The sequence below is a fragment of the Sulfitobacter dubius genome, from assembly GCF_900113435.1.
GTDB classification, from domain to species: domain Bacteria; phylum Pseudomonadota; class Alphaproteobacteria; order Rhodobacterales; family Rhodobacteraceae; genus Sulfitobacter; species Sulfitobacter dubius.
This window is the reverse complement of record NZ_FOPG01000001.1, coordinates 1,630,698-1,656,065: the sequence shown is the minus strand read 5'-3', so window position 1 is coordinate 1,656,065 and position 25,368 is coordinate 1,630,698. Positions and strand designations below refer to the sequence as shown.

Sequence of the window (25,368 nt, the reverse complement as noted above, 5' to 3'; positions counted from 1 at the left end):
GGCGAGGGGGGAAGGGCTGGGGGTCTTCCCGGCAGCATGAGGATTGCCGGGAAGGCATGGGTCACGCCGGCTTGGGTTTCAGCGCGCCCACGGTCACCTCAAGGGTCTGTTCCGTGCCCTTGCGCAGGACGACAACCTCCGCTGCGCTCTCTGGTGTTGTGGTGGCCACGGCGCGCGTCAGATCGCGCAGATCATCCACCTCTGTTTCGCCAAAGGATAGAATGATGTCGCCTCTCTTAAGGCCCGCTTTGGCGGCAGGGCTTTCTTCGCTGATGGCCTCAATCACCGCGCCGCGCGGCTCGTCATAGCCCAGCACATTGGCAACCTCGGGGGTCATCTGTCGGATTTGCACACCCAGCCAGCCGCGCTCAACCAAGCCGTCATCGGCGAGATCAGCCACGATGGTCTGCACAAGGTCAGAAGGCACCGAGAAGCCGATCCCGACAGAGCCGCCGCCCGGCGACAGGATCGCGGTGTTCACGCCCACGACTTCGCCATCGTTGTTAAACAGCGGCCCACCAGAGTTGCCACGGTTGATCGCCGCATCGGTCTGGATGAAGTCATCGAATGGCCCGGCCTGAATGTCACGCGACAGAGCCGAAACAATGCCCGAGGTCACGGTGCCGCCAAGGCCAAAGGGGTTGCCCACGGCGACGACTTCATCGCCGACACGCAGGGTTTTGGAAGTGCCAAAGTCCACCTTGGGCAGATCCACATCCGCTTTGACTTTGAGCAGAGCGATGTCGGTCATCGCATCGCTGCCGACCACTTCGGCGTCAAAACTGCGACCATCGGCGAGTTTCACGGTTACCGTCTCGGCACCCGCGACGACATGGTGGTTGGTCACGATCTGACCGTCTTCGGAGATGATGAAACCGGACCCCAAACCTTGGCGCGGAGTCGCCTCGGCACCGTGCTGGTCGGGCAACATCTGCTCGAACCGGCGGCGCAGTTCTTCGGGCATGCCAGGGGGAAGCTGCTGCTGGATCTGCGCGCTCTGTTGTTTGGCTGTCACTTCGATGAAGACCACGGCGGGAGAGACGGCCTCGACAAGGTCAGCATAGCCGCCTGCCGGTACGGCCAGCGCGGCTGTGGGGGCAAGTGCCAGCATTGGGGTCGCGGCGACGGCGGCGCTCAGCGCAAGGGCGGCGGCGCGGGGGGCCTTGGAAAGGGTCTGGTTCATGAGATGCTCCTTGCTGTGCATTCAGTGTTTCTGGACCCCTATCTGGGGGCCGCGTTTTACAGCGCCGTCGCAGGCGCTATACAAATCTGTGAGAATACAGGCGGCGGGATGCGCGGGTGGCAGAATTGCCTTACCTCTTGGCTGAACCTAGATGAGACCCCGATGAAACTGCTTGTTGTCGAAGACGATACCACCACCAGCACCTATATCGCGCGCGGCCTGCGCGAAGAGGGGCATGCGGTGGATGTGGTGGCCGATGGCCGCGACGGGTTGGTGCAGGCCACCACCGGGCAATATGACGTGCTGATCCTTGATCGGATGCTGCCTGAGTTGGACGGGCTGACGCTGTTGAAAACCCTGCGCGGGGCGGGCAATGCCACGCCGGTGTTGCTGCTCACGGCGATGGGGGCGGTGGAGGATCGGATCGACGGGCTGAACGCCGGGGCGGATGATTATCTGGTCAAACCCTTTGCCTTTGGCGAACTGTCGGCGCGGGTGAACGCATTGGCACGTCGCCCGCAGGCGCTGGAGCAGGAAACGACCCTCCGCGCTGGCGACTTGACGATGGACCTCATCAGCCGCCGGGTAACGCGGGCCGGGCAGGACATCGATTTGCTGCCGCGCGAATTCGCTTTGTTAGAGCATCTGCTGCGCCGGAAAGGCCGGGTGCAAACGCGAACCATGCTGCTTGAGGCGGTCTGGGACATTTCCTTTGACCCGATGACCAATGTGGTCGAGACCCACATCAGCCGCCTGCGAGCCAAGGTCGACCGGCCCTTTGACAGCGAGTTAATCCAGACCGTGCGCGGCGCGGGCTATAGGATCGACGCGTGAAGGCGCGGCTGGCGGGGCTCTGGCGGTCGATGCCGCTGCGTCTGGCGCTTTTGCTGGTGCTTTTGTTCACCATCGTCAGTCTTTTAAGCCTCGCCGCCAGCTATGCGGTCACGCAGCGGTCGTTCGAGCAGGCCATCCGCGCCGATCTAGCGCAGGACATGGCAGGCTTTCGCGCCGCCCCGGGCGCCTCGGCATTGGCGCGGCTGGTCGAGGCGGAATCGCGCGAGACTGATCCCAACCGGCTGATCCTTAGCTACATCGGTCCCAACGGACGCATCTACGGCAACGGGGCCATCGCGCGGGACAACGAGGGCTATCACATCGTCTCAATCGGCGCGGCGCGGGCGCAATATGACGGCGTTTACCTCACGCTCACCGACACGCTTTATGGCGGGCTTTTGACCATCGCGCGCAGCCGGGCCGAGATCACGGCCCTGCGCGAGGTTTTTATAAATATCTTGCTGGTGAGCCTGTTGCCCACGGTGCTGATCGCGCTTTCGGGCGGGTTGATCCTTGCCCGACGATCCAAACGGCATGTCGAGGTGATCCGCGGCACGCTGGATCGGCTGACCACGGGCGATCTAACCGCGCGGGTGGCACCGGGTGCGCGCTGGTCGGATGACCTCCTGCGCATCGGTGAGGCGGTCAACCAAATGGCCCGGGCGCAGGAAACGTCCGTGGCAGCGCTGCGGCAGGTGTCGCTGGATATCGCCCATGACCTGAAGACCCCGATTCAACGTGTCTCGGTGCATCTGGACGATCTGGATCGGGCCGAGGCGACGGGCGAAGACCGGGTCGAGCCTTTGGCCCGTGCACGTGCCGAATTGGACGGCATCGCCGCGATCTTTCAATCTCTGCTGCAACTCGCGCAGGTGGAGCAGGGCGACGCCCGCGCCCATTTCGCCCCCGTCGATCTGACCGCGCTGTGCCGCACCATGATTGAGCTTTATGAGCCCGCGGCAGGGGAGCAGGGCAAGCGCCTGATCTGCACCCTGCCGGAGACGCCTGCCCATGTCACAGGTGACCGTGCGTTGCTGGGCCAGATGATCGCCAACCTGATCGAGAATGCCCTGCGCCATTCTGGCGACGCCGAGGCGTTGGACATTTCGCTGGACCAGACGGCCGATCAGGTCACACTCAATGTCGCAGATGGCGGCCCCGGCATTCCCGCAGCAGACCGCGACAAAGTGTTACAGCGGCTCTACCGGCTTGATCGCAGCCGGGGCACGCCGGGCCATGGGCTGGGGCTGGCGCTGGTCGATGGGGTTGTGAAACTGCACCGGGCAAGGCTGGAACTCATAGACAACGCGCCGGGGCTGCGTGTGGTGGTGACATTCGAGCGATAGGCGATCCGGCAGCGGCTGCGGCAATTTAGCCTGTGCCTCTACACCCCCCCGGTCCTATATAGGTCAGGAAACAACACGCGGGGGCTTCTCATGCTCGACGGTTACACCGCCGAAATCCTAGCGCGGGTGCAGTTTGCATTCACGGTTTCGTTTCATATCATCTTCCCGGCTTTCTCAATCGGGTTGGCAAGTTTTCTGGCCGTGCTTAACGCGCTGTGGCTCTGGAAACGCGAAGAAACCTACCTGAAGCTCTTTAACTATTGGAAGAAGATCTTTGCGGTGGCCTTTGGCATGGGTGTCGTTTCGGGCATCGTCATGTCCTACCAGATCGGCACCAACTGGTCGGTGTTTTCTGACAAGGCCGGGCCGGTCGTCGGGCCGCTCATGGCCTATGAGGTGCTTTCGGCCTTCTTTCTTGAGGCCGGTTTCCTTGGCATCATGCTCTTTGGCCGCAAACGGGTCGGCGATGGGCTGCATATGTTCGCCACAGCACTTGTGGCACTGGGCACGCTGGCCTCGGCCACATGGATCCTGTCGGTCAACAGTTGGATGCAGACGCCTGCGGGCTTTGGCATTAATGACGTCGGTCAATTCGTGCCCGAGGATTGGTGGGCGATCGTCTTTAACCCCTCTTTCCCCTACCGGTTGGTCCATATGGTGCTGGCGGCCTATCTGACCACAGCGCTGGTCGTGGGCGCGGTCGGCGGGTTGCACCTGCTGCGCGATCACGCCGACCGGGCCGCGCGGCGGATGTTCTCTATGGCGATGTGGATGCTTCTGTTGGTCACGCCGCTGCAAATTCTCGCGGGCGACATGCATGGCCTTAACACGCTGGAGCATCAGCCCGCCAAGGTCATGGCGATGGAGGGGCATTACGACAGCCATCCAGATGGCGCGCCTTTGATCCTGTTCGGCATTCCGAACCCCGAGGAAAAGCGCATCGACTATGCCATTCAGATCCCCAAGCTGTCATCGCTGATCCTCAAACACGACCTGAACGCGCCCTTGGACGGGTTGGATACGATCCCGGACGAGGATGAGCCGCCGGTGGCGATTGTCTTCTGGTCCTTCCGTATCATGATTGCACTTGGCTTTGCCATGCTGGGGCTGGGTCTTTGGGCTGCGCTGGCGCGGCTGCGGGGGCGGCTCTATGATGCGCCGCTGTTGCATCGGCTGGCGCTGCTCATGGGGCCGACCGGCTTTGTTGCGGTGCTGGCAGGCTGGATCACAACAGAAGTGGGGCGTCAGCCCTTCACCGTTTACGGGTTGCTGCGGACCTCTGACAGCCTCGCCCCGGTCGAGGCGCCGGCGGTGGCAACCTCGCTCATTGCATTTATCGTGGTGTACTTCTTCGTGTTTGGCGCGGGCACTTGGTACATTGTGGCCATGATGCGCAAACCGGTTGTAGATCGCGCGCTTGAAGATGAACGCGACGATGCACAAGACGATGGACCCGTGCTTGCTGTCGGCGCAGAAGCCGCCCATCGCGGCAAACCGAAGGAGAGCTGAGATGTTGGGATTTGAACTGTCGTTCATCTGGGCCGGGATCATCGCCGCTGCGGTGCTGATCTATGTCATCCTTGATGGGTTTGATCTGGGCGTTGGGCTGTTGTTCCCGATGACCAAGGATGAAGGCGAGCGTAACGTAATGATGAACTCGGTCGCGCCCATCTGGGACGGCAATGAGACTTGGCTGGTGCTGGGCGGCGGCGGGTTGTTCGCCGTCTTCCCGCTGGCCTATGCGGTGGTGATGCCTGCGCTTTACATGCCGATCATCCTGATGCTCCTGGGCCTTATCTTTCGCGGCGTGGCGTTTGAGTACCGTTGGCGCACGAAGCGTTGGAAACCCCTTTGGGACATGGCGTTTTTTGGCGGCTCGCTGGTGGCCTCCTTCTGTCAGGGCATCGCTCTTGGCGCGCTGGTGCAGGGGATCGAAATCGAAGGCCGCGCCTATGCGGGTGGCTGGTGGGATTGGTTCACGCCCTTTTCGATCTTGACCGGCGTGGCCGTGACCGTGGGCTATGCTTTGCTGGGCGCGACATGGCTTAACATGAAGCTCGAAGGCCGCATTCAGGCGCATATGCGCCGTTTGGCATGGCCGCTGGCGGTGGCGACGCTGGTCTTTATGGGGTTGGTCAGCCTTTGGACCCCCTTCACCGATGCGGTCTACTTCCAGCGGTGGTTCGCGTGGCCCACCGCGCTCTTCAGCGGTTTGGTGCCGCTTTTGGTCGCGCTTGCGGCCTTTGGGATGCTGCGCGGTTTGCAACGCAAGGCTGACATTCAGCCGTTCCTCTGTGCGCAGGCGCTTTTTGTTCTGGGGTTCATCGGCATCGGGATCAGTTTTTATCCGCATATGGTGCCGCCAAGCCTGACCATCGCCGATGCCGCCGCCCCCGACGAAAGCCTTGCTTTCGCACTGGTCGGTACGCTGGTGCTGCTGCCCCTGATACTCAGCTACACCGCCTACGCCTATTGGGTTTTCCGCGGCAAGATCGACCCTGAGGAGGGCTATCACTGATGCGCCATTGGCTGAAACGTAGCGGCTGGTTCGTAGCGCTTTGGCTGGCCAGCGTGTTGCTGCTGGCAGTGGTTGCCTATGGCATCCGTCTGGTAATCATGCCCAGCTGACGCAGCGATGCGGCTTGCGGGCCTTGCCAAGGGCGCGCGCTTCTGGCCTCTTCGGGCCAAAGCAGCACGAAAGGACAGCCCGATGCGCGCCATGCAAGTCACCGCCTATGACGAACCGCTCACCCTGCAAGAGCTTGAGATGCCGATGCCGGGGCAGGGCGAGGTGCTGATCCAAGTTGATACCTGCGGGCTGAACTTTGGCGATTTGCTGATCATCAAAGGCACCTATCAGGAAAAGCCGCCGCTGCCCTTCACGTTGGGAATGGAGATGGCGGGTACGATTACCGCTCTGGGCGCGGGGGTGGATCACCTGAAAGTCGGGCAGCGCGTGGCGGCCTATACCGGATTTGACGGGCTGGCCGAATATGCCGCCATTCCCGCCGCGGTCTGCGTGCCGATCCCTGACGAAATGACCGCCGTGGATGCAGCAGCTTTCCTCATCGCTTACGGCACCAGCCATGTCGCGTTGGAGTATAAGGCGCGGTTGCAACCGGGTGAGCGGCTGCTGGTTTTGGGGGCGTCGGGCGGCATCGGGCTGACGGCGGTGGAACTGGGCAAGCTGATGGGGGCCGAGGTGATCGCCGTGGCACGCGGCGCGGATAAACTCGCTGTCTGCAAAGAGGCTGGCGCAGATCACCTGATCAACTCCGAGACCGACGACATCCGCGCCATCGTCAAGGAATTGGGCGGGGCGGATGTGGTCTATGACCCGGTAGGCGGCGACCAGTTCAAAGCCGCTATGCGCGCCTGCAATCCCGAAGCGCGGCTGATCCCCTTGGGTTTTGCCAGCGGCGAAGTCCCGCAGATCCCGGCCAATATCCTGCTGGTCAAAAACCTCACCGTCTTGGGGTTCTACTGGGGCGGCTACGCCAAGATCAAACCCTCGGTCCTGACCGACAGTTTCGCCGAGCTGATCAAATGGTATGTCGCGGGCAAGCTGAAACCCCATGTCAGCAACGTCATGCCGCTGGAGCAGGCGAATGAGGCGCTGGCTCTCCTGCGCGACCGCAAGGCGACGGGCAAGGTGGTGGTGGAGGTGGGGCGCTAGGCCCGCCGCCCGCCCTGCAAACGTGTCACGCGCAGCGCCTTTTGGCGCTCGCGTAGATAAACGAACAGGCCCGAGGCGAGGATCAGCGCGATCCCAACCCACACCTCCCAGACCGGCAGGTCGCCGAAAATCACGAAACCCCAGAACACCGCCAGCGGCAGGCCGATATATTCGAACGGGGCCACGGTGGCGGCGTCGCCCAGCCGGTAGGCTTGGCTGAGGCAATAGCCGATCAGCGCGATGTTGAGGCCGATGCCGAGGAAGGTGAGGTAATCCTCTCGTGCGGGCCAAATCCATGCGCGCAGCAGGAACTGGAGCGAGGCATTGCTGCCCTCATCCACGAAACGACCATCGCCCGCGATCAGGAAGAACCCTAGCGACACGGCGACGAAGGCAGCCTGAATATAGACCATCAGCGCCGAGGCTTTGGAGTTCACGCCCAGCTTGCGGGTCATCAATTGGTTCAACGCATAGGTCAGCGCCGCCAGCACCGGCAGCAGCAGAACCCAGCGGGAGACTTCGAGCGTCGCCGTCGAAGCCCATGGCCGCATCATGATGACCACGCCAACAAACCCCACGATCACCGCGCCAAGGCGCAGCGGACCGACCTTTTCGCCCAACAGCGGGATCGACAGCAGGGTGATGAACAGAGGTGCGGCAAAGAACAGCGCCGTCGCTTCGGCCAAGGGCAGGACCGAAAGCGCCAGAAAGAACGACATGTTCGAGATCACGATGAGCAGCCCGCGCAGCAGATGCAGCCCCGGCTGGCGCGTCTTGAGCAGATGAAACCCGCCCTCAAGTTTGACCAGCGCCAGCCCCAACACGATCCCGATGGCCGAGCGGGTAAAGACGATCTGATGCAGCGGATAGCCGCCTGACAGACGTTTGATCAGCATGTCATTGACCGAAATCGCGGCGACGCCGAGAAGGATCAGCCCGATCGCCAGTCCGGCGCGGTTATGGGGAGTAGTTGTCATGGCAAAGACCTACCAGCCCGGCGCGGGAGGTCCAGCGCTTTGACGTTGGTTTGCGCAGAATTACCCGCTAGACTGGTGGGATACGCCAAAGGGAGAGCCAGCCATGCAGATGTCCGACACCCGCCAGATCGCCGCCACCCCGGCCGAGGTCTATGCCGCATTGCTCGACCCTGAGATGCTGCAAACCTGCGTGCCCGGCGCGCAGGATGTGACTGGCTCGGTTGAAGAGGGGTATGACGCCACCGTCGTGCAAAAGGTCGGCCCGGTGAAGGCGACCTTTAAGGGGCATGTCACGCTCTCCGATCTGGTGCCGAACGAAGCGTTGACGATCACCGGCGAGGGCAAGGGCGGTGCAGCCGGTTTCGCCAAGGGCGGCGCAGAAGTGCGGCTGGCCGAAAAAGACGGCGGGACCGAGCTCAGTTACGATGTCGAGGCCAAAGTCGGCGGCAAGCTGGCGCAGCTTGGCAGCCGGATCATCGACGGTTTCGCCAAGAAAATGGCGGATCAGTTTTTCGACAATCTGCAATCTTCGCTCGAAGGTCCGACAGAAGAGACGGGCGAAAGCGCGGAAGCTGGTGAAGACGCCCCCGCCAAAAAGGGGTGGTTCGGCCGCGCCAAGACTTGAAGGCATCTGTTCACCGCCGCCAAAGCCAGTTAGGTTGCCCGCCTTACCAAAGCGGAGACGACCATGCCGACAATCGTGGATATTCAGAACCTGCGGAAATCCTACGCGGGCGGTTTCGAGGCGCTTAAAGGGGTCAACCTACAGATCGAACAGGGCGAAATCCTTGCGCTCCTAGGTTCTAACGGGGCGGGCAAGACGACGCTGATCTCGACCATCTGTGGCATCACCACCGCGACCAGCGGCAAGGTGACCGTGGGCGGCCATGACATTAAGGACGATTTTCGCGCGGCACGTTCGATGATCGGACTGGTCCCGCAGGAGATCAATCTGGAGCCCTTTGAACGGGTGCTCAACACCGTGCGCTTCTCGCGTGGGCTGTTTGGCCGGCCGGCGGATGAGGCGGTGCTGGAGAAAATCCTGCGTCAACTTTCGCTCTGGGATAAGAAAGACAGCCAGATCCGTGAGCTTTCGGGCGGGATGAAGCGCCGGGTGCTGATCGCCAAGGCGCTGTCGCATGACCCGAAGGTGCTGTTCCTTGATGAGCCCACCGCGGGCGTCGACGTGGAACTGCGCAAGGACATGTGGGAGATCGTCGCGGGGCTAAAAGCCTCGGGCGTGACGATCATCCTGACCACCCATTACATCGAAGAGGCCGAGGCCATCGCGGACCGGATCGGCGTCATCGCCAAGGGCGAATTGCTGCTGGTTGAAGAGAAAGACGCGCTGATGGCGCGGATGGGCAAAAAACAACTCGAAGTGCAGCTTACCGAGCCGATCACCGAAGTCCCACTGGCGCTGCAGTCGCCCGATGTGGAGTTGTCCGCCGATGGGCGGTCCCTGATCTATACCTATGACACCAATGCCGAGCGGACCGGCATCACCAAGCTGCTCTCGAAAGTCGCGGAAAGCGGTCTGGTGCTGCAAGACGTGGCGACACGGCAAAGCAGTCTGGAAGATATCTTTGTCGATCTGCTCAAGGAGGATGCGGCATGAACTGGACCGCGATCAAAGCCATCTACGCCTTTGAAATGGCGCGTTTCTTTCGCACCATCACGCAAAGCATCATCTCGCCGGTGCTGTCGACCTCGCTCTACTTCGTCGTCTTTGGCGCAGCCATCGGCAGCCGTATCGAAGAGGTCGAGGGCGTGAGCTATGGCGCCTTTATCGTGCCGGGGCTGATCATGCTCAGCGTCATCACGCAGTCGATCTCCAACGCCTCTTTCGGCATCTATTTCCCGAAATTTATCGGCACGGTCTATGAATTGCTCTCGGCCCCGATCAACTTTTTCGAGATCGTCATCGGATATGTCGGTGCGGCGGCCACCAAGGCGCTGTTCATCGGTACGATCATACTGATTACGGCGTTTTTCTTTGTCGACATCACGATCCAGCACCCCATCGCCATGGTCGCTTTCCTCATCTTGACCTGTATCAGCTTCGCGCTGATGGGCTTTATCATCGGCATCTGGGCGGGGAATTTTGAGCAGTTGCAACTTGTGCCGCTGTTGATCGTCACGCCGCTGGTCTTTCTTGGCGGGTCTTTCTACTCGATCTCGATGCTGCCGCCGGTTTGGCAGGTGATCTCGCACTTCAACCCGGTGGTCTATCTGATCTCAGGCTTTCGTTGGGCATTTTTCGGCTCTGCCGATGTGCCGATCCTGACCAGCCTTGCGGCAATCGCGCTGTTCACGGCGCTTTGCCTCGGCGTGATCTGGTGGATTTTCCGCACCGGCTGGCGTCTGCGGGCCTGAGGGCTGCGAAACTTGGACGCCCGCCTTGTTTGCACGGGGTGGGCGTTCTACATGAGAAGAATGAGAATTAGGCTGCCCTTCCTTAAATCCCCGCCCAGCGTTTCAGTGATCCGGCTTTCCGGTATGATCGGCTCGCAGGGCCGCGCGGTGTTGAACGATGCCACCATGGCTCCGGTCATCGAAAAGGCTTTTGCCAAGGGCAAGCCTGCCGCTGTCGCCTTGGAGATTAACTCTCCCGGTGGCAGCCCGGTGCAATCGTCGTTGATCGGCGCGCGTATTCGGCGGCTGTCTGAGGAAAAGAATATCCCCGTCATCGCTTTTGTCGAAGACGTCGCCGCCTCGGGTGGTTACTGGCTGGCGGCTGCGGCGGATGAGATTTATGCGGACCCAAGCTCGGTCGTGGGCTCCATCGGGGTGATTTCCGCCTCTTTCGGGGTGCATGAGTTCATCCGTGAGCATGGGGTTGAGCGGCGGGTCTATACGGCAGGGCAGAGCAAATCGATGCTCGATCCCTTCCGCCCGGAAAACCCCGAAGATGTCGCGCGGCTGAAAACGCTGCTCGAAGACATTCATGAGAACTTTATCGATCACGTAAAGACCCGCCGGGCGGGCAAGCTGCCCGAGGGGCAGAACCTCTTCACCGGGGAAATCTGGCTGGCGAAACGCGCCGCCGAGTTGGGCTTGATCGACGGTATCGGCCATCTGAAACCGCTGCTGAAAGAGCGCTTTGGCGAGAAGGTGAAACTGCGCCGCTACGGCGTGAAACGCGGGCTGCTGTCACGCTTTGGCGTGCAGATGGTGCAGGACGCGGTGCAGGGCATAGAGGAACGCGCGGCCTTCGCGCGTTTTGGTCTCTAGCGCATGGTTTTTAAGATCGTTCTGCTCTTTCTGGTGGCCATGGGCCTTTTGGCTTGGTTTGGAAAAATGCATTGGCTGGGAGGCAAACGCCTGGCCCGGACCAAATGCCGTGACTGCGGACGTTACCGTATTGGCAAAGGCGATTGTGCCTGTAAGGGAGGGCGTTGATGCTGATGCCGTGGCTACTTTCGGGGCTTGGCCTCGTAATCCTGCTGTTCGCGGGGGATGCTCTGGTCAAAGGGGCGGTGAACCTGTCGCTGCGCCTTGGGGTGCCCGCGCTGATCGTCAGTCTGACGATCGTGGCCTTTGGCACCTCTGCGCCTGAACTGCTGATCTCGGTCAAGGCGATCTTGGACAACGCGCCGGGTTTGGCGCTTGGGAATGTCGTCGGGTCGAACACGGCGAACATCCTGATGGTATTGGGCATTCCGGCCTTGCTGGCGACCATGCACACCTCGGAATGCAGCACGCGCAAGACCTACAATCAGATGATCGCTGCGTCAGTCTTGTTCATTGCATTGGCTTTCCGCGGGGTTTTTGACTGGATCGCGGGGCTCATCTTGCTCGCTGGGCTGGCCTATATGCTCTATGACGCCTTTGGCGACGCCAAGGATCACCGTCATGCCTGCCGGGCCGGTGCGGCGGATGATGATGAAGAGCCCGAAGGCGCGGACCCCAGTATGGCCGGTTGGCAGATTGCGCTGTTCCTGATCCTTGGCCTGATCGGCTTGCCCTTGGGCGCAAGCCTTCTGGTGGATAACGCCACGATCATCGCCCAGACCTATGGGGTGAGTGACACAGTGATTGGCCTGACGCTTGTGGCCGTGGGCACATCGCTGCCGGAATTGGCGACCACCGTGATGGCAGCGCTGCGCCGTCAGGCGGATGTGGCGCTTGGCAACGTCATCGGTTCGAACATGTTTAACCTTCTTGCGATCATCGGCATCGCAAGTCTTGTTGGCCCGATTGAGGTCGACGAAGCCTTCTTGCGGATCGACCTTTGGGTGATGCTGGGCGCGTCGCTGTTGCTGATCCCCTTCGTCTATCTGGGGCGGGATATCACGCGGCTTTGGGGTGTGGCGCTCAGCGCGCTTTACGGGCTTTATTTGTTAATCATCCTGATCTGAGGAGGGCGGCAGATGCGGCGGGCATTGGTGACCGGGGCCGGGCAGCGTCTGGGCCGTGCCATGGCGCTGTATCTTGGGCAGCGGGGCTTTGACGTGGCGGTACATTATGCCACCTCGCAAGATGGGGCCGATGCCACGGCCGCGGGGATCACAGCCATGGGGCGCTGTGCTGTGACTTTGCAAGCCGACCTGCTGGAAGACGCCGCTACGGAAACGCTTTTGCCTCGCGCGGCCGAGGCGCTCGGCGGGCCGATTACCTGCCTTGTAAACAACGCTTCGATTTTCGAATATGACGATATCACCAGCGCCACCCGCGAAAGCTGGGACCGGCATATGGGCAGCAACCTCCGTGCGCCATTCGTGTTGACACAAGCGATGGCGGGGCAGGGGTTAAAGCCCGAAAAAGACCAAAACGGAGAGCCCCGCGCCGCCGGGCTGATCGTCAATATGCTTGACCAGCGGGTGCGGAACCTCACGCCAGAGTTCACGACCTACACGATCGCCAAGATGGGGCTTTGGGCCATGACGCGCAGCACAGCGCAGGCTTTGGCCCCGGCGATCAGGGTTAACGGCATCGGCCCCGGCCCGACGCTGAAGGGCAGTGCCCAAAGCACCGACGACTTCGCCGCACAGCGCCGCAACACGGTTCTAGCCCGTGGTTCAAACCCTGAGGATATCACAGCGGCACTCGGCTATTTCATCGATTCATCGGGGGTGACAGGACAGCTGATCTGCACCGACGGAGGGGAACATTTGCAGTGGAATACAAGCCCCAAAGGTCCCTTGACGTAAGCGCAATGCAGGAAGTTTTGCACGTTCTTAACGTCTGTCACCAAACTGTTACCGAAACCTCTTTGTTTTCAGAGGCTTGTTTCATGCGAGATAAAAAATACAGCAATAACAACGAATTATTGACGTGCTTAAAAAATGGGCAAATCAGAGAAGCCAGTCAAAAACAACGGAAATTCCTAGATGCCCAGAAGTTATCGTCAGACTTATCCACATGTTTGGTGGACATGTTAAAGCTTGCCCCCATTTCCGTCCTATTGCAGCAAAACACGAGAATCAGCGCCTGAGATGACCACGCCAAACGACAGCCCTCCGCCGCAAGGCCGCAAGGTGATTCAGGCCTATCTGAAGTCGCTCGATTCGTCGCCGGGCGTCTACCGGATGCTCGACGCGGAAAGCCGTGTGCTCTATGTCGGCAAGGCGCGGAACCTGCGGGCGCGGGTGTCATCCTATGCGCGGCCGACGGGGCATTCGGGGCGCATCTCGCGGATGATCGCCAATACCGCTTCGATGATGTTTCTGACCACAAAAACGGAAACCGAGGCGCTGCTTCTTGAGCAAAACCTGATTAAACAGCTCAAGCCTAAGTTCAACGTGCTGCTGCGCGACGACAAGAGCTTTCCCAATATTCTTGTCACCGCCGATCACGACTACCCGCAGATCAAGAAACACCGCGGCGCGAAGAAGGAAAAGGGCAGCTATTATGGCCCCTTCGCCAGCGCGGGCGCGGTGAACCGCACGCTGAACCAGTTGCAGCGGGTCTTTCTCTTGCGTGATTGCTCCAACTCGATGTTCGACAGCCGCACGCGGCCCTGTTTGCAGCACCAGATCAAACGCTGCTCTGCTCCTTGCGTCGGTAAAATCTCAGCCGAAGAGTATCGCCAGACCGTGCGGGATGCAGAGCGGTTCCTCAGTGGGAAATCAACCGAGATTCAGGGCCGTCTGGCGCAGGATATGGCCGAAGCGTCTGAGGCGATGGAGTTTGAACGCGCCGCGGCCCTGCGCGACCGGATCAAGGCGTTGACGCAGGTTCAGACGGCCCAAGGCATCAACCCGCAAGGGGTGAATGAGGCCGACATCATTGCGCTGCATATGGAAGGCGGACAGGCCTGCGTACAGGTCTTCTTCATTCGCGCCAACCAGAACTGGGGCAACCGGGATTACTACCCCCGCGTCGGGGCCGATGTGGACGCCGCCGAGGTGCTGGAGGCTTTCATCGGCCAGTTCTACGACACCCGCGAGCCGCCGCGGCAGTTGATCCTTAGCAATGAGATCGAAAACCCCGATCTGATGGCCGAAGCGCTGAGTGGCAAGATCGGTCGCAAGGTGGAACTGTTGGTGCCGCAGCGAGGGGAGAAGGCCGAGCTGGTTGACGGCGCGCTGCGCAACGCCCGCGAAAGCCTTGCCCGCAAGATGGCCGAAACGGCGACCCAGACCAAGCTGCTACAGGGGCTGGCCGATGCCTTTGATTTGCCAAAACCGCCCGATCGGATCGAGGTTTACGACAACTCGCACATCCAAGGCACCAATGCGGTGGGCGCGATGATTGTCGCGGGCCCAGAGGGCATGATGAAAAACCAATACCGCAAGTTCAACATCCGTGGTGACGACCTGACCCCGGGTGACGACTTCGGCATGATGAAAGAGGTGCTGCACCGGCGTTTTAAACGGCTCATCAAAGAAGACCCAGACCGCAGCCGTGGGCTTTGGCCTGACCTACTGCTGATCGACGGCGGCGCGGGGCAGGTGAGCGCCGTGGCCTCCATCATGGCGCAGCATGGGGTGCAGGACATTCCGATGGTCGGCGTCGCCAAAGGCATTGATCGTGACGCGGGCAAGGAAGAGTTCCACCGCGTCGGCAAGCGGGTGATGGCGCTGCGGCACAATGATCCGGTGCTTTATTTCGTGCAGCGCTTGCGCGATGAGGCGCACCGTTTCGCCATCGGCACTCACCGCGCGAAACGCGCCAAGGGGGTCAGCGCCACGCCGCTCGATGATGTGCCGGGCGTCGGGGCCGCGCGCAAACGCGCGCTTTTGGCGCATTTCGGCTCGGCCAAGGCGGTGGGCCGCGCGAACCTCAGCGACCTTAAGGCCGTTGATGGCGTGTCGGATGCGCTGGCAGAGACAATTTATGGATATTTCCATGAGAAGGGCTAGCGACGCGCCCGCCGAAGGGCAGACCGCTGGCGCGGTTTCGTCCTTTCAGCCGCGAACGGCGCAAGGTAGGATAACGTCATGAAATGGAATTTGCCCAATATCCTGACCCTGCTCAGGCTGGTCGCGGCGCCCGGTGTGGCGGTCATGTTTCTATATTTTACGCGCCCCTATGCCGACTGGTTCGCCTTGCTGCTCTTTGTCGGGGCGGCGGTGACGGATTGGTTTGACGGCTACCTTGCCCGCGCGTGGGCGCAGGAAACGAAACTCGGGGCCATGCTCGACCCGATTGCCGACAAGGCGATGGTCGTGATCGCGTTGATGGTGATCGTGGCCTTCTCCAGTTGGTCGCCGTGGCTGGTGCTGCCCGCTACGTTGATCCTGTTTCGCGAAGTCTTCGTTTCGGGCTTGCGGGAATATCTGGGCGATGTTGCGGGGACGCTAAAGGTCACCCAACTGGCCAAATGGAAAACGACGCTACAGATGATCGCCATCGCCGTGCTGTTTTCTCAGGGCGTATTCGAGCATTACCTCGGGATGAGCGTTTTCGGGATGGACCAGCAGATGATCGAAGCGATCCTCGATGGCGAGGTCGAAGATACTCTGGGGCTGGGCTGGAAACTCGCCGGGATGGAATGGGCCGGGCTGTTGGGGCTGGCGCTGTTGTGGGTCGCCGCCGTGCTGACCGCCATCACCGGCTTTGACTATCTGCGCAAGGCGCTGCCGCATCTGAAGGAGCCACGTTGATGGACGTTCTATATTTCGCATGGGTCCGCGAACGGATCGGCCTGCCCCGCGAACGGGTGGAGAGCACCGCAGCGACCGTGGCCGAATTGGTCGAAGAATTGCGTGGCCGAGAGGAACGCTACGAGATGGCGTTTTCTGATCTCTCCGCATTGCGCGTGGCTGTGGATCAGGAGTTGACCGATTTCGACGCCCCGCTCCAAGGCGCGCGAGAGGTGGCTTTCTTCCCCCCGATGACCGGGGGCTGACCGATGCGCGTTTTGGTGCAGGAGGCGCCCTTTGATCTGGCTGAGGAAACCGCGCGTTTCGCCAAGGGCGAGGGCGGCAGCGGTGCGATTGTGACCTTTACCGGCGTCGTGCGCGACAATGATGCAGGCACGCTGAGCGCGATGGAGATCGAACATTACCCCGGCATGACCGAAAAGGCGCTGCGCGAGATTGCGCAGCAGGCCGTTACGCGGTTCGAATTGCAAGATGCGCTGGTGATCCACCGTTATGGGCGGCTGGTGCCGGGGGAACAGATCATGATGGTCGCCACGGCGGCGCGGCATCGCCGCCATGCTTTCGAGGCGGCGGAATTCCTGATGGACTACCTCAAATCCCGCGCGCCATTCTGGAAGCGCGAGATCACGGCTGAGGGTGAAGCTTGGGTCGCCGCGAAAGACGAAGATGAGGCCGCGCTAGAGCGCTGGTAAGCGATCGCTTTAGGCGAAGCGCCCGCCTTTTTTGATGACTTCGATCTGGTAGCCATCGGGGTCCGCCAAAAAGAAGAACTTCGCCACAGTCTCCCCCGCAGGGCGGAAATCAACGATGTCACGCGGGGCGGCCCCGGCTTTGATCGCTGTCTCGCGGGCGGCTTCGAGGTCTTCGACCACAAAGGCCAGATGGCCATAGCCGTCGCCCAGATCATAGGGTGTGTCGCGGTCTTTATTGACCGTCAGTTCCAGCTCAAAATTACCTGAGGTGTCGCGCAGGTAGATCAGGGTGAAACTGTCGAAATCTAAACGGTCGGCGATTCTAAGGCCAAACACGTCTTCGTAGAATTTCACCGATGCCGCCTCATCAAAGACGCGGATCATGGAGTGGGCGAGTTTGGCCATGACAAGGCTCCGAAGGTCTGGGGTTAGGCTTTCTGACGCTCGATATAGGCGCGCATCTCTTCGGCCTCGTGGCGGGCGTCGCGCAGGCCGTCCATCGCGGCGCGCAGCTCTGCTTCTGTCTGGGCAAGCTGGTTGGTCAGTTCGGCTTCGCGCTGTTGCAGATAGGTGATCGCCTGATCGCGGGTTTCTTCAGCCTCGTGCAGTTCTTGGCTCATCCGGTCAAGCTGGGCCACATCATCTGCGGCCACGCGGGTAAAGCGGTTCAGCAGCCAATTGGCGAACCATCCCATGCAGAAGGCCACGAAAAGAATGATGGCTGTTGCCAGGACAAACTCAGTTCTGCTCATCACCGCTGCCTTCTTCGGTTTCGTCGGATTCCCCGATCTCTTCTGCGGTGGTATCGCCCGTTTCTTCAGCGGATTCCAGCGCTGTTTCGTCTTCGGGGGTCTCAGCCTCGGGCTGGATCAGGCGGAATTCGATGCGGCGGTTGGCTTCGCGGCCCTCTTCGGTCTGGTTATCGGCAATGGGATTTTCCTCACCATAGCCTTTGGCAACGAAGGAAGAAGTCAGCACCCGGCGGGCGCGCAGTTCGTTTAGAACCGATTCCGCGCGGCTTTGCGAGAGTGACTGGTTCATCGATTCGCGGCCTTGGCTGTCGGTGTAGCCTTGGATCTCGAGCGGAATGTCCCCGCAATGTTTCAGAACTTCGGCGATGTCATCCATCGTACCAAGCGCCGAGGCGTCAATCGTGGCGTTGCCCGGTTCAAAGGTGATCTTGCCGACCTTGAGGATTTCGCGAATCTCGGCTTCGCACTCCTCGGGGGTAGGCAGCCCGGCGATGGGATCGAGTTTTTCTTTATAGGTGATGTCGATGCTGTAATCAGCGCTTTCGCCCAGCTTGTCGGCCAGAAGGGAGGCAACGGTGGTGTTCGCCTCTTTGCTGCCGGTGTCGCCGGTCACTTCAAGCCGGTCGGGGGTGACCGTAACAGACCCATTGACGAGGGAGGCCATCGCTTCCAGCCCGGTCAAAACGCGCGTGGCCCAATCGGCGGGCAGAGCCTCATCCAGACGGGCGGCGGTGTAGACATTGGCCGACCCGAAATGCGATTTCGCATAGCTGTCCGCCAGATCGCGCAGCCCTTCACTGGTAAGCCGTCCACGGAGTTGCACTTGCCCCTCGGGGGACAGGGTCGCGGTGAATTCAGGCGGGCCAGCATCGGGGTCTTCGACTTTTGGCAGCTTTGCGGTCAAGGCGAACACGTCCGGAAGGGCGTTCTCCAGCTCTCCCACCACGCGGTCGAAACTATCGGAATCAGTGCCCGGCGCGGCGAGTAAGGTGATGTCTGCGTCCGCGAAAGAGATGGAGCCTTGGCCCACACGGCTCAGCGCATCGATCGCCAGCGCCACGGCGCGGCCCCAGTTCGGGCTGGGCACACCCAGACCGATGGTGCAATTGGCGCTCTCAGCCGCGCCAGCGGCGATGCCCGCTTTGAGGATGCGGCTGGCGGCGGCGTCGCTATCGGCAGAACAGGCATCGAAACGCGCGCCCTCTTCGTCGATCTCAAACCGCAAGGTGAAAGGCGTAATCACCGGCCGCGGTGCGGCGATGTCGAGCCGCAGACGCAGGCTGGGCGGGGCTGCGCGTTGCAACTTGCGCTCCATCTGTGCTTTCGCTTCGGGGCTGTCGGCAATCGCGGTGATGGTCACGCGACCCGCGTTGACCGAGGCCTTAGCGCGGGGCAGGTCTGCCATGGCACGCACGGCAAAGTTCAGCGCGTCTTCCCAGCCATCAGGAGCAGGGTAATTGGCGGATTCCAAAAGGTCGGTCACCGTGGCCTCACCCGCCATGTCGCCAAAGGCTTCGATCACCGCGTCGCGGTCGGTGCTGGTGGGGATCAGGCCGATGATCGAAATGCCCGCATCGTTGCGCAGCACCTCGGCAGAGAAACGCGGCGGGGCGATTCCGGATTGGGCCTCAACCTCCATCTCGTCGATCACGCGGGCGGCGTCGACCACGGTTCCAGCAGTTGAGAGGGCGCGGAAGCGGACCGCTTCGGTCGGCGCGATCCCGGCGAGAGTGACCTGCAAACCGTCCGCCTGCACCTCGGCCCATGTCATGCCCTGATCGTCCAGCGCGTCACGCACACCGATTTCCGAGGTGTCCTCGATCAGTTGCACCGAGAAGCTTGCCGCCACCAGAGAGACCACCGCTGCGGCTGCAAAGGTCAGGGCGATCATGAAAATGGCGGAGAGGCGCATGGGCGGCCTTCTGGTTGTTAAGCTCAAGACTTGATACGCCCGTCCTGCCGGGGGTGCAATCAGGCCAGAAGACTTGCTGCGAAAAACAACAGCGGGATCATGCCGGTATCGCGGTTGGCGCGAAAGAGCTGCAAAAGCTTGGCGTTGTCCTTGGTATCCAGCCCACGCAATTGCCACGCCATATGCCATCCCATGGCCCAAGGCCCGCCGAGCGCAATCGCCAGCGCCAGCACCGAAGCCTGCGGCAACCCGGTATAGATCACGGCAATCCCCATAAGACCGACAGTCGCCATGAGGAAGCGCCGCAGCCATTGGCCCGAATTCTCACCAAAGAGCCGCGCGGTGGATTTCACGCCGATCAGCGCGTCATCCTCGGCGTCCTGATGGGCATAGATTGTGTCATAGAACAGCGTCCAAGCAATCCCTGCGAGGTAGAGTACAATGGCAGGCGCGTGCAACGTACCGGCGTGCGCCGTCCAAACGAGCATCGCGCCCCAATTGAAGGCCAGCCCCAGAAAGACCTGCGGCCACCAAGTGAAGCGTTTGGCGAAGGGATAGACCGCCACCGGCAACAGCGCCAACACGCCCATGGCGATGGCTGCTTGGTTAAAGGAAAGCAGGATCAGCAGCGCCAGTAGCATTTGCCCCACCATCCACGCCAGCGCCTGTTTCACCGTGACCGCCCCCGAAGGGATCGGTCGCGAGCGGGTGCGCGCGACCTTGCCGTCGATGTTGCGGTCGGTGATGTCGTTCCACGTACAGCCCGCCCCTCGCATCAGAAAGGCGCCGATGCCGCAGCCCGCGAAAATCCACAGATCCTCCCACCGGGGTGCCTGATCGAAAAGGATCGCGAGGCTCAGCCCCCACCAGCAGGGCAGCAGCAACAGCCATGTGCCAATTGGTCGATCCGCACGGCTCAGCCGCAGATAGGGGCGCAGGGCAGCGGGGGCATGACGGTCGACCCAATTGTCGGCTACAGCATCGGCAACCGACCCATCTTGCGAGGCATCTGGCGAAGGCGGCTGGTTGTGCATATATCTGGCCCCATGAATGCGAAAATCAGATTGTATGTAGATCAGCCCTTGGGGCAGGGGCAAACGGTTCCTTTGGCGCGCGAGCAGGCGCATTACCTCTTTGGGGTGATGCGGCTCACGGTCGGGGCCGGGGTGCTTTTGTTCAACGGGCGTGATGGCGAATGGCTGGCCGAGGTCGCCGAGGCGGGCAAACGCGGCGGGGTGCTGACCTGTGTCGAGCAGAGCAAACCTTTGCAGATGCCGCCTGACCTGTGGCTGCTCTTTGCGCCAATCAAGAAAACCCGAACCGACTTCATTGTTGAAAAAGCGGCTGAGATGGGGGCCTCGCGCATTGTCCCGGTGATGACCGACTTCACCAACGCAGGTCGCGTGCAGCAGCCGCGCCTTCAGGCCCATGCGGTCGAAGCGGCAGAGCAATGCGGCGGCACCTATGTGCCGGAAGTGGCCGAGGCGGTGAAGCTGGGGCGGCTGCTGGACCAATGGGACAGCACCCGGCAGATCATGTTTTGCGATGAGGCTTTGGCCGGGGAAAACGGCGCGCTTCCCACAGGCGCGCAAGGCCCATGGGCCATCCTCATCGGCCCCGAAGGTGGGTTCTCTGAGTCCGAACGCAAACGCTTGCACGGGTTGGATCATGCCCACGCCGTCACGCTAGGCCCGCGCATCCTGCGGGCCGATACGGCGGCGGTTGCGGCGATGACCATGTGGCAGCAGGCATTGGGAGATTGGTGATGCAAGGGACGGCCCGATGAGTTTTCTGCGCCAAGGGGCCCGCGACCAGCTTTGGCGTTGGCGCGAGGCGATTATCGGTGGGGGGCTGATGCTTTTCGGTCTCTGGCTGGTGGCCGGGCCGGGGTTTTTACTGGCGGTGCCGGGCTATGCGGCGCTTGCCGGGGGCGCGGCGCTGATCTGGCTTGGCGTGCAACGTGCCCGCTTTCGCGGTGAAGGTGACGGAGCGGGGGCCGTTCAGGTTGTCGAGGGGCAGATCACTTATTTCGGCCCGCTGACCGGCGGCACGGTGGCTCTGCGCGAATTGCAGCGGCTCAGCCTCGACCGGCAGATGTTTCCAGCCCATTGGCGGCTTGAGCCGCGCGACGATGAAGCGCCCCTGTTGATCCCGGTGAATGCTGCCGGATCCGAGGCGCTGTTTGACGCTTTTGCCGCTCTGCCGGGGCTGCGCACCGAGAGGATGCTCTTTGAGTTGCGCAAGACCCACCATGACGCCGTTGTGATCTGGGAGCGCGCGCCCCTGCGCCCGGCGCATGTCTTGCTGCATTGACAGCCCCGGCAAATCCGCCCATCCCTGCTAGACACGACGCCAAGTCGACACCCTAAGACGACCCTTCAAAACGGAGCCTTCGCATATGTCCATTCCTCAATCCGGCGGCGGCCCGATCGAACATCACGACCAAATGGCGCAGTATCTGGCCGACGGTTGCAAGCCGCGCGAAGACTGGCGCATTGGCACCGAGCACGAGAAGTTCGGCTACTGCAAAGACACGCTCAAACCGCTCCCCTATGAGGGGGACCGCTCGATCCGGGTGATGCTGGAAGGTCTGCGTGACCGTCACAATTGGGCCCCCGTTGAAGAGGGTGGCAAGCTGATCGGGCTTGAGAAAGACGGTGCCAACATCAGCCTTGAGCCGGGCGGCCAGTTGGAGCTGTCAGGCGCGCCGGTCGAGACCATCCATGAGACCTGCGATGAGGTGAACACCCATCTGCGCGAAGTGAAAGACGTGGCCGATGAGATCGGCGTGGGCTTCATCGGTCTGGGGGCGGCACCCGAATGGTCGCATGAGCAAATGGATCTGATGCCCAAGGGCCGTTACAAGCTAATGGACGGCTATATGCAAAAGGTCGGCACCATGGGCACCACCATGATGCGCCGCACCTGTACCGTTCAGGTCAACCTCGATTTCGCGAGTGAAGCCGACATGGTGCAAAAGATGCGCGTCGCCGTGGCGATGCAGCCGATCGCCAACGCGCTTTTCGCCAATTCACCCTTCCTCGACGGCAAGCCCAATGGCGTGAAATCCACCCGCGGTCTAGTTTGGCGCAATCTGGATGATGCCCGCACCGGGATGGTGCCTTTCGTCTTTGATGAAAGTTTCGGGTTCGAGGCTTGGGTGCAATATGCGCTCGATGTGCCGATGTATTTTGTCTACCGCGATGGTAAATATATCGACGCGCTTGGCCAGTCTTTCCGCGATTTCCTGAAAGGCGAACTGCCCGCGCTGCCTGGCGAAAAGCCGACGCTGAGCGATTGGGCCGATCATCTGACCACGCTATTCCCCGAGGCGCGGGTTAAGAAATTTATCGAAATGCGTGGTGCCGATGGTGGCCCGTGGCGGCGTCTCTGCGCACTGCCCGCCTTCTGGGTTGGGCTGATGTATGACCAATCTCCGCTGGATGGCGCTTGGGATTTGGTCAAGGACTGGGATGCAGAGACACGGGAAGAGTTGCGCATCGCCGCCTCGACCCATGGCCTTCAGGCCGAGGTTGGCGGGCTCAAGATGCATGATCTTGCGCGCGAGGCGGTGGCCCTGTCAGAGGCAGGGCTGAAAGCCCGCGCGCGTCCCGGTGCCGGTGGTCTTGTGCCAGATGAAACGCATTTCCTCAACGCCCTGCGCGACAGTATCGAGACGGGCCGCGTGCCTGCGGATGACCTGCTGGCGGATTATCATGGGCCATGGAACGGCGATCTGAGCCGTATCTACGCCGAATATTCCTACTAAAGCATGAAGAGGCTGATGCCGCCTTCGGGGCGGTGTCAGCCCTTTTGTCCGATCCGCGATTCCGTACCTGCACGAATACGGCGGATGTTGTCGCGGTGCCGCCAGAAGATCAGCAGCGTCAGCGCGATGCCCAAGAGCAGCATCTCCCCGTAGCCGAGAAATACCAGCAAGAAGGTTGAGCTTGCCGCCGCCGCCAGCGCCGACAGGGACGAGATGCGCGAGAGTGCCGCCGTAATCAGCCAGACCGCACAACACGCCAGCCCGACAGGCCATGCCAGCGCCAGCATGAGGCCCAAAAAGGTCGCCACGCCTTTGCCGCCGCGAAAACCCAGCCAGACCGGATAGCAATGGCCGATCATCGCGCCGAGCGCCGCCGCCTGTGCGGCATCTTCGCCCGCAAAGGCCCGGGCCAGCAGCACTGCCACGGCCCCCTTGGCCCCATCCAGCAACAGCGTCAGCGCCGCGGCCTTTTTGTTGCCGGTGCGCAGCACATTGGTCGCGCCGATATTGCCCGACCCGATATCGCGCAGGTTGCCCAGCCCCATCAGCCGCGCCAACAACATGCCAAAAGCGATGGAGCCGATGATATAGCCCGCCAGCGCCCAAAAGAGGATCATTTCAATAGAAGTATCGATAGGGGGCATCAATTCGCCTCGTAAACGCAGGAGCCTGCTACATAAGTTGCCATGACCTTACCCTGCATCCGCATCCCGTCAAAGGGCGTGTTGCGGGATTTCGACCGCAGCGTCGCGCGGTCCAACACGAAGGGCGCGTCGGGGTTGAACAGCACCATATCCGCAGGCGCCCCCACGGCAATCCGCCCGCCGGGCAGGCCGAGTCGTTTGGCCGGGTTCAGCGACAGCGCGCGCCAGAGCGTCGGCAGATCCATCATCTCGGCATGAACCAGACGCAGGGCAGCGGGCAGCAGTGTTTCCAATCCTACCGCACCGCTGGCGGCTTCTTCGAAGGGCAGGCGTTTGCTTTCTTCGTCCTGCGGGGTGTGCATGGAACAGATGATGTCGATCAAGCCGCTTGCGACGGCTTCGACCACGGCGATGCGATCTTCTTCGTCCCGCAGCGGCGGTTTCACCTTAAAGAAGGTCCGATAATCGGCCACGTCAAGCGCGTTGAGCGTGAGATGGTGGATGCCCACGCCCGCGGTGATGTCGAGCCCGTTGCGCTTGGCACGCTCCAGCGCGGGCAGGGCGCGGGCGGTGGTGATCTGGTCGGCGTGGTAGCGCGCGCCGGTCATCTCAATGAGGGCGATATCGCGGTCCAGCCCCATCCGCTCGGCCATGGGCGAGACGGCAGGCAAGCCGCGCAATGAGGCGAACTTGCCAGAGGTGACGGCCGCCCCCTTGCTCAGCCCCGGATCCTGTGGGTGGGCGATGACCAGCGCGCCGAGGCTGCGGGCATAAGTGAGCGCGCGGGAGAAGACCTTGGTATCCGTCACCACCCGGTCGCAATCGGTGAAGGCAGCGGCACCTGCGTCCATCAGAAAGCCGATCTCGGTCATCTCGCGCCCCTCGCGGCCCTTGGTCAGCGCGGCCATGGGCACGACGTTCACCGGTGCTGCTTCATTGGCGCGGCGGGTGACGAATTCGAGCGTCTCGGGGCTGTCGATGGCCGGATCGGTGTCCGGGCGCGTGACCATCGTGGTCACCCCGCCCGCCGCCGCCGCCAGCCCGGCAGAGCGGTAGCTTTCCTTGTGCCGCTCGCCCGGTTCGCAAACTTTGACGCCGATGTCGACGATACCGGGGGCGAGGACATGGCCGCCGCAATCGATCACCTCTGCACCATCTACCGCAGTGACCCCGTGGTTCAGAACCTCGGCAATCACCCCATAGCGGACCAAAACCGCGGCGGGCTCAAGCGTGCCGGCTTCGGGGTCTAGAAGGCGCAGGTTGGTGAAAAGATGGGTCATGGGCGGGCCTTTGATGCGAAAGCGGATGCGCCGCTGTCATGCCCCAAATCGCCCCCCAAACCAAGCGGTTTCCGCAGGTTTCTCAGGCAGGCTCCGCCCTTAACCGCCAATCCAAATCATCATTCCGACCACGCCAAAAGCGACCAGCAGCGCGACCATGGCGATGCGACCAGACATTTTAGGATCGTGTTCAGGTTCTTGCATAGGGCTGGTGTACCGCGCTGGCGCTTAGGGTGCCAGCGAATTTCGCAC

The 25,368-nt window shown here is 61.6% G+C and carries 27 protein-coding genes; 19 read left to right on the top strand and 8 right to left on the bottom strand.

The genetic code is table 11. The features are described from left to right. Nucleotides 1-61 precede the first annotated feature (61 nt). A complete protein-coding gene (locus BM229_RS08115) occupies nt 62-1,183 on the bottom strand; it encodes a Do family serine endopeptidase (RefSeq protein WP_093927072.1) in 1,122 nt (373 codons plus the stop codon). 162 nt (nt 1,184-1,345) lie between these two features. On the opposite strand from BM229_RS08115, the gene BM229_RS08110 reads away from it, so the two are divergent. From BM229_RS08110 to BM229_RS08085, 6 genes are all read left to right on the top strand, one after another. After that, complete coding sequence (locus BM229_RS08110; protein WP_093927275.1) at nt 1,346-2,017, top strand: response regulator; 672 nt, start codon at nt 1,346-1,348, stop codon at nt 2,015-2,017. Continuing rightward, nucleotides 2,014-3,363, top strand: coding sequence for a HAMP domain-containing sensor histidine kinase (locus BM229_RS08105; RefSeq protein ID WP_093927071.1), 1,350 nt, complete (start codon nt 2,014-2,016; stop codon nt 3,361-3,363). The genes BM229_RS08110 and BM229_RS08105 overlap by 4 nt, the downstream gene beginning before the upstream one ends. Nucleotides 3,364-3,453: 90 nt before the next feature. After that, on the top strand, nt 3,454-4,872 hold the full coding sequence (locus BM229_RS08100) for a cytochrome ubiquinol oxidase subunit I (RefSeq protein ID WP_093927070.1): 1,419 nt from the start codon (nt 3,454-3,456) through the stop codon (nt 4,870-4,872). 1 nt (nt 4,873) lies between these two features. After that, nucleotides 4,874-5,881, top strand: coding sequence for a cytochrome d ubiquinol oxidase subunit II (gene cydB / locus BM229_RS08095; protein ID WP_093927069.1), 1,008 nt, complete (start codon nt 4,874-4,876; stop codon nt 5,879-5,881). Further along, nucleotides 5,881-5,991 carry a DUF2474 family protein gene (locus BM229_RS08090; RefSeq protein ID WP_208604035.1) on the top strand — a complete coding sequence of 37 codons (111 nt, stop codon included), beginning with the start codon at nt 5,881-5,883 and terminating at the stop codon, nt 5,989-5,991. Before cydB ends, BM229_RS08090 begins: the two co-directional genes overlap by 1 nt. A gap of 82 nt (nt 5,992-6,073) precedes the next feature. Next, complete coding sequence (locus BM229_RS08085; protein ID WP_093927067.1) at nt 6,074-7,039, top strand: NADPH:quinone oxidoreductase family protein; 966 nt, start codon at nt 6,074-6,076, stop codon at nt 7,037-7,039. Here the strand turns inward: BM229_RS08085 and BM229_RS08080 are convergent. After that, nucleotides 7,036-8,016, bottom strand: a complete 981-nt coding sequence (locus BM229_RS08080; protein ID WP_093927066.1) for a DMT family transporter — start codon at nt 8,014-8,016, stop codon at nt 7,036-7,038. The genes BM229_RS08085 and BM229_RS08080 overlap by 4 nt on opposite strands. A gap of 103 nt (nt 8,017-8,119) precedes the next feature. Between BM229_RS08080 and BM229_RS08075 the strand changes: the two genes are divergently transcribed. From BM229_RS08075 to BM229_RS08025, 10 genes are all read left to right on the top strand, one after another. After that, complete coding sequence (locus BM229_RS08075) at nt 8,120-8,641, top strand: SRPBCC family protein (protein WP_093927065.1); 522 nt, start codon at nt 8,120-8,122, stop codon at nt 8,639-8,641. A 63-nt stretch (nt 8,642-8,704) separates the two neighbouring features. Further along, nucleotides 8,705-9,634: an ABC transporter ATP-binding protein gene (locus BM229_RS08070; protein WP_093927064.1), complete on the top strand. Its 930-nt coding sequence runs from the start codon at nt 8,705-8,707 to the stop codon at nt 9,632-9,634. Then, nucleotides 9,631-10,392 carry an ABC transporter permease gene (locus BM229_RS08065; RefSeq protein WP_067629772.1) on the top strand — a complete coding sequence of 254 codons (762 nt, stop codon included), beginning with the start codon at nt 9,631-9,633 and terminating at the stop codon, nt 10,390-10,392. Before BM229_RS08070 ends, BM229_RS08065 begins: the two co-directional genes overlap by 4 nt. Before the next feature lie 60 nt (nt 10,393-10,452). Beyond that, nucleotides 10,453-11,250 carry a S49 family peptidase gene (locus tag BM229_RS08060; protein WP_093927063.1) on the top strand — a complete coding sequence of 266 codons (798 nt, stop codon included), beginning with the start codon at nt 10,453-10,455 and terminating at the stop codon, nt 11,248-11,250. Between the two features lie 167 nt (nt 11,251-11,417). Further along, nucleotides 11,418-12,377, top strand: coding sequence for a calcium/sodium antiporter (locus tag BM229_RS08055; RefSeq protein ID WP_244152136.1), 960 nt, complete (start codon nt 11,418-11,420; stop codon nt 12,375-12,377). A 12-nt stretch (nt 12,378-12,389) separates the two neighbouring features. Further along, on the top strand, nt 12,390-13,169 hold the full coding sequence (locus BM229_RS08050; RefSeq protein WP_093927062.1) for an SDR family oxidoreductase: 780 nt from the start codon (nt 12,390-12,392) through the stop codon (nt 13,167-13,169). 285 nt (nt 13,170-13,454) lie between these two features. Beyond that, complete coding sequence (gene uvrC / locus BM229_RS08040) at nt 13,455-15,323, top strand: excinuclease ABC subunit UvrC (RefSeq protein WP_093927060.1); 1,869 nt, start codon at nt 13,455-13,457, stop codon at nt 15,321-15,323. Nucleotides 15,324-15,401: 78 nt separating this feature from the next. Next, nucleotides 15,402-16,067, top strand: a complete 666-nt coding sequence (gene pgsA, locus BM229_RS08035; RefSeq protein WP_093927059.1) for a CDP-diacylglycerol--glycerol-3-phosphate 3-phosphatidyltransferase — start codon at nt 15,402-15,404, stop codon at nt 16,065-16,067. Continuing rightward, nucleotides 16,064-16,312 (top strand): molybdopterin converting factor subunit 1, encoded by a 249-nt coding sequence (moaD, locus tag BM229_RS08030; RefSeq protein ID WP_093927058.1) that lies wholly within the window; start codon nt 16,064-16,066, stop codon nt 16,310-16,312. The genes pgsA and moaD overlap by 4 nt, the downstream gene beginning before the upstream one ends. A gap of 3 nt (nt 16,313-16,315) precedes the next feature. Beyond that, nucleotides 16,316-16,759 (top strand): molybdenum cofactor biosynthesis protein MoaE, encoded by a 444-nt coding sequence (locus tag BM229_RS08025; protein WP_093927057.1) that lies wholly within the window; start codon nt 16,316-16,318, stop codon nt 16,757-16,759. A gap of 9 nt (nt 16,760-16,768) precedes the next feature. Here BM229_RS08025 and BM229_RS08020 read toward each other — a convergent pair whose 3' ends face one another. The 4 genes from BM229_RS08020 to ubiA are packed head-to-tail and all read right to left on the bottom strand — an operon-like array spanning nt 16,769 to nt 20,457. Then, on the bottom strand, nt 16,769-17,164 hold the full coding sequence (locus tag BM229_RS08020) for a VOC family protein (protein WP_093927056.1): 396 nt from the start codon (nt 17,162-17,164) through the stop codon (nt 16,769-16,771). Between the two features lie 23 nt (nt 17,165-17,187). After that, nucleotides 17,188-17,511, bottom strand: coding sequence for a hypothetical protein (locus tag BM229_RS08015; RefSeq protein ID WP_007118939.1), 324 nt, complete (start codon nt 17,509-17,511; stop codon nt 17,188-17,190). After that, entirely contained in the window at nt 17,498-19,423 is a 1,926-nt protein-coding gene (locus BM229_RS08010) for an OmpA family protein (RefSeq protein ID WP_093927055.1), read from the bottom strand. Before BM229_RS08010 ends, BM229_RS08015 begins: the two co-directional genes overlap by 14 nt. 59 nt (nt 19,424-19,482) lie before the next feature. Continuing rightward, on the bottom strand, nt 19,483-20,457 hold the full coding sequence (gene ubiA, locus BM229_RS08005) for a 4-hydroxybenzoate octaprenyltransferase (protein ID WP_093927054.1): 975 nt from the start codon (nt 20,455-20,457) through the stop codon (nt 19,483-19,485). A 12-nt stretch (nt 20,458-20,469) separates the two neighbouring features. On the opposite strand from ubiA, the gene BM229_RS08000 reads away from it, so the two are divergent. From BM229_RS08000 to BM229_RS07990, 3 genes are all read left to right on the top strand, one after another. Beyond that, nucleotides 20,470-21,189 carry a 16S rRNA (uracil(1498)-N(3))-methyltransferase gene (locus tag BM229_RS08000; RefSeq protein WP_093927053.1) on the top strand — a complete coding sequence of 240 codons (720 nt, stop codon included), beginning with the start codon at nt 20,470-20,472 and terminating at the stop codon, nt 21,187-21,189. A 16-nt stretch (nt 21,190-21,205) separates the two neighbouring features. Beyond that, nucleotides 21,206-21,736, top strand: coding sequence for a hypothetical protein (locus BM229_RS07995; RefSeq protein WP_093927052.1), 531 nt, complete (start codon nt 21,206-21,208; stop codon nt 21,734-21,736). Nucleotides 21,737-21,821: 85 nt separating this feature from the next. Further along, the gene (locus BM229_RS07990) at nt 21,822-23,192 is read left to right on the top strand and encodes a glutamate--cysteine ligase (protein WP_093927051.1); all 1,371 of its coding nucleotides are present in this window, start codon (nt 21,822-21,824) and stop codon (nt 23,190-23,192) included. Between the two features lie 35 nt (nt 23,193-23,227). On the opposite strand, the gene plsY is transcribed toward BM229_RS07990, so the two are convergent. Then, complete coding sequence (gene plsY / locus BM229_RS07985) at nt 23,228-23,836, bottom strand: glycerol-3-phosphate 1-O-acyltransferase PlsY (RefSeq protein ID WP_093927050.1); 609 nt, start codon at nt 23,834-23,836, stop codon at nt 23,228-23,230. Continuing rightward, nucleotides 23,836-25,116 (bottom strand): dihydroorotase, encoded by a 1,281-nt coding sequence (gene pyrC, locus BM229_RS07980; RefSeq protein WP_093927049.1) that lies wholly within the window; start codon nt 25,114-25,116, stop codon nt 23,836-23,838. Before pyrC ends, plsY begins: the two co-directional genes overlap by 1 nt. Nucleotides 25,117-25,368: the final 252 nt, after the last annotated feature.